At 35.6% G+C, this 4,449-nt stretch carries 4 protein-coding genes; all 4 read left to right on the forward strand.

The features are described from left to right. Window positions 1–105 precede the first annotated feature (105 nt). Window positions 106–1,407: a bifunctional UDP-N-acetylglucosamine diphosphorylase/glucosamine-1-phosphate N-acetyltransferase GlmU gene (gene glmU, locus RQ763_RS09845; protein ID WP_314152719.1), complete on the forward strand. Its 1,302-nt coding sequence runs from the start codon at window positions 106–108 to the stop codon at window positions 1,405–1,407. A 94-nt stretch (window positions 1,408–1,501) separates the two neighbouring features. Then, window positions 1,502–2,578 carry a DUF2157 domain-containing protein gene (locus tag RQ763_RS09850; protein ID WP_314152720.1) on the forward strand — a complete coding sequence of 359 codons (1,077 nt, stop codon included), beginning with the start codon at window positions 1,502–1,504 and terminating at the stop codon, window positions 2,576–2,578. After that, window positions 2,575–3,393: a DUF4824 family protein gene (locus RQ763_RS09855; RefSeq protein WP_314152722.1), complete on the forward strand. Its 819-nt coding sequence runs from the start codon at window positions 2,575–2,577 to the stop codon at window positions 3,391–3,393. The genes RQ763_RS09850 and RQ763_RS09855 overlap by 4 nt, the downstream gene beginning before the upstream one ends. Window positions 3,394–3,460: 67 nt before the next feature. Next, window positions 3,461–4,449: DNA repair exonuclease (locus RQ763_RS09860; RefSeq protein WP_314152723.1), on the forward strand; the 989-nt coding region annotated here is incomplete at its 3' end.

Below are 4,449 nucleotides of genomic sequence, written 5' to 3' on the forward strand. Positions count from 1 at the left end.
ACAAAAAATATTAGGCTCTTCAATTAAAAAGGAATTTTGCACATTTAATTTCAAACATAAGCGCCAAAAGGTATAATTTGTCAAACAATTTAAAGAGTTAAAAAAATGAACAAAAACAAAATCAGTATTGTTATCCTGGCTGCCGGAAAAGGAAGCCGAATGAAGTCCTCTAAAGCGAAGGTTTTGCATACTATTTGCGCCAAAGAGATGCTCTACTACATTATAAAAGCCTCACGAGAAATAAGCGATGACATAACCGTTGTTATTGCTCATCAAAAAGATGCCGTACAAAAAGCCGTAAGCAACAACTTTAACGATATAAATTTTGTCACTCAAGACGATATCAACTTCCCCGGAACAGGCGGAGCTATGAAAAACATCTCTATTAAGAATGAAAAAGTTCTGGTACTAAACGGGGATATGCCGCTTATAACAGCCAAAGCTCTTGATGGATTTTTACACAGCAGCTCTGACATTGTGATGTCTATTTTTGATCTGCCAAATCCTGATGGATATGGTCGCGTCATCATTGAAGACAAAGAGGTAAAAAAGATAGTCGAGCAAAAAGATGCCTCAGAAGCTGAACTGCAGGTAACAACCGTAAATGCCGGTATATACGCCTTCTCTAAAAGTGTTTTGGACAAATACATCCCTCTGCTAAATAACAATAACGCCCAAAAAGAGTACTACCTCACGGATATTGTCTCCATGGCAAGAGCCGATGGGCTTAGCGTCTCTCCTCTTTTGGTTGATGAGGAGCAGTTTAAGGGCGTAAACTCCAAAAAAGATTTGGCAAGTGCCGAGGAGATTATGCAGAAAAGAATTAGAACAAAATGGATGGAATCGGGCGTAACGATGCAGCTTCCTTCAACCATCTATATAGAAGAGGATGTGACATTTGAGGGAGAATGTATTGTAGAGAACGGATGCCGCATAACGGGAAGTTCTAAAATAATCAACTCTCACATAAAAGCGCACAGCGTTGTTGAAGAGAGCATAGTTAAAAACTCCGATGTTGGTCCTTTGGCACATCTGCGCCCTGCATCAATGCTTGAAGATTCACATGTAGGAAACTTTGTAGAAGTTAAAAAATCAACTCTAAAGGGCGTAAAAGCCGGTCACCTTAGCTACATCGGCGACGCAACCGTAGATGAGGGGACAAACATCGGCGCAGGCGTTATCACATGCAACTACGACGGAATCAAAAAGTATGAAACAATCATCGGCAAAAACGTATTCATTGGAAGCGACAGCCAGCTTGTTGCGCCAGTAACTATTGAAGACAATGTTATGATAGCCGCAGGTACAACGGTTACAAGCGGCAGAGTCGAGAGCGGCGCTTTGGCGATAAGCAGAACAAAGCTAAGAACGATAGAGAATTTTTACCATAAGTTTTTTAAGAAATAATTATGGTAAAAAAGGACATATACCGAAAATATAGTAAAGTTCAGAAAATATTTGATACTATTTAATAATTATTTTTGTTAATTAGGATTTATATATGAGTACAACATCGACTCTTAGAGCACAACAAAGGGCTGATCAGATTAGGTCGTTTCAAGCAGAACTTGAAATATTAAAAGATACGGATGTAATTTTACTTACCGCTGAACAAAATGAAAAAATAGCCAAATACCACCAAAATCTTTTATCAAACTACTCTTTAGAGTTTGACATAGATACAACTAAAAATGAAAAGCAACTTAGTCTTGGTATGAAAATAGTCTCATTTTTAGCGGCTCTTGGATTAGCATTTAGTATATTGTTTCTATTCTTGCAATTTTGGGGTGACTTTAAAGAAACTACACAAGTTTTCATACTTATTTCTACTCCGACTATTTTACTTTTCTTTACATATTACCTATCAAATAAACAAAACAAAGATTACTATACAAAAATCGCAGCTCTGCTAACTTTTACTGCATTTGTATTAAATATATCTATGATCGCTCAAATATTCAACATTACACCTTCACTAAACGCTTCTTTGGTATTCTCACTGTTTGCATTTTTACTGGCTTACGCTTTAAACGCCAGACTGCTTTTAGGCGTAGGAATTATATTCTTTTCATTTTTTTTATCAGCAAAAGTTGGAGTTTGGGCTGGAGCTTATTGGATTAACTTTTCAAATCATCCTGAGAACTTTTTTCCTGTTGCTTTAATCCTGTTTTTACTCTCTTTTATAAATCATTCCAAATACACAAACTTTGATGTTATTTACAGATATTTTTCTATGTTTTTATTTTTCTTGCCTGTATTAATCCTGTCAAATAATGGCTCAATAAGTTATATAAATCTAGCTGAAAACTCAATAGAGGGCTTCTACCAAGTCATAGGATTTGCTTTTAGTGCCTTTGCTATATATGTTGGAATAAAAAAAGGTCTATCGGAAGTTACAAATATGGGGAATGTATTTTTTGTTATTTTTCTATACTCAAAGTTTTTTAACTGGTGGTGGAGTTGGATGCCAAAATATATTTTCTTTCTAATCATAGGGTTAAGTGCCGTTTTCATACTTATGATACTCAAAAGAGTTAGAAACGAGTTGTTAAAAAGTACAAGGGAGAATCTATTATGAAAATATTTAAATTGTCCTCTAAGCTTTTTGCATCAGCTTTTGCATTGTTAGTTATTACCAACGTGGTTATACTTCTGGGTGTTTATATCAATAGATCAAGCGAAACGACATCAGAGGTAACATTAACACAAAGAGAACTTCAACCACCGAGTTCTATACGAAAAGAGAACAACAGTGTATCTCTTAGACTTATATACAGAACTGCAAATAATTTAAATCGTTCACATCAAGATAATTTTCTCAACATCGATAAATTAAAAGAGTTGGGCTTTGATACAGATAAATATTTGTACTCTAAAGATGGGACAAGAACACCAACCAAGGAGCTCTTTATCGTATTGGAAAATGATGGTGAATTGTATAAAAAATCTTTAAAATCAGCAGAAGCAGCATTAATGGAAAAAGAGGCTTTATACAATGCTAATAAAGACGACAAGAAAAAGCAAGGAGATTATAAGAATGCCAAAAACAATTTTACTCGTGAACAAATATCACAATCAAGACTTTTTGCTATCGATGCAGGTTTAGAGTATGAAGGATTAAGACAGAAGTATCCAAACAAAGCAAATTATCTCATAGTTAAAGGAGTTGTGGGGTTAGTTAAATATTATAAAGAAAAAACCTTGTACGGTTATATACAACGACTTAATGTTCAAACTGTTCATCTGCCTTATAAATTTAAATATCTTTTAAAAGACATCGAACCAATAAATAGTCATAATAACACGCGCAACACCTCTTTACAATACAAGATAGAAGTAAAGTATGGAAGCAGATATGAACCTTTCATTACTTCTGTAAAAAGAATATATTAATTTATAGAAACTTTACTCAAACATTAGTTATCATAATCCTAATTTTTTTGTTGAATTAGGATTTTTTTTGAAAATATTACATTTTAGCGATACTCACTTAGGTTTTAACGACTTAGACATCTTAAATGATGAAAACATAAACCAGAGAGAAGCTGATTTTTACGACGCTTTTTCTCAGGTCGTAGAACAGATAAAAGAGATAAAGCCCGATTACATCATCCATACTGGCGACCTTTTTCACCGCTCAAGTCCCTCAAACCGAGCTATCACTTTTGCGCTTGAGCAGTTTAAGATCATAGACTCTCTTGATATCCCTTTTATCCTAATAGCGGGAAACCACTCAACGCCCAGAACAAACCTAAGCTCGCCCATACTCAAAATCTTTGAAAACTTTAAAAACATACATGTAGCTTACAATCAAGAGTATAAAAAAATAGAGTTCGAACATATAATATTTCACACCCTGCCCCACATGAACGACGAAACAAAGGCGCTCTCGCAGATAGAACTTTGCGAATCACAAATTGAGAAAAGCAAAAAGAACATTATGATGATGCACTGTTCAGTGGGTGCGACCTACCTTATGAACGAGTTTGGCGAGTGGGTCTATCCGAGTGATAAAGAGTATATCTTTAAGATGATGGACTATGTCGCACTCGGGCATTGGCACGGTTTTGGCAAAGTCGGCAAGCATGAAAACGTCTACTACAGCGGCTCAACCGAGAGAACGAGCCTAAATGACAAACGAAACTCAAAAGGCTTTGCAGAGATAAGCCTCTACAATGAACTGCAGGTCGAGTACAAAGAGATAAATATCCGCCCTATTCTCACAAAAGAGATAGATTGTGAGGATTATGAAAACTCAGTCTCAAGCATTGATAAAAGCAACGTAAAAGATGCGATAGTCGAGGTTAGACTCATAAACTTAACAGTTTTACAATCCATCGACATTCAAAACTCAGAGATAAAAAAGCTCTTCTTGGATGCCATGAGCGTATCGGTAAAAAGAGAGTTTAAGCATGTTAGAAGTGAGACGGCGATGATGGAAGCCGAAGC

This window comes from Sulfurimonas sp. (assembly GCF_032250635.1).
Taxonomy (GTDB): domain Bacteria; phylum Campylobacterota; class Campylobacteria; order Campylobacterales; family Sulfurimonadaceae; genus Sulfurimonas.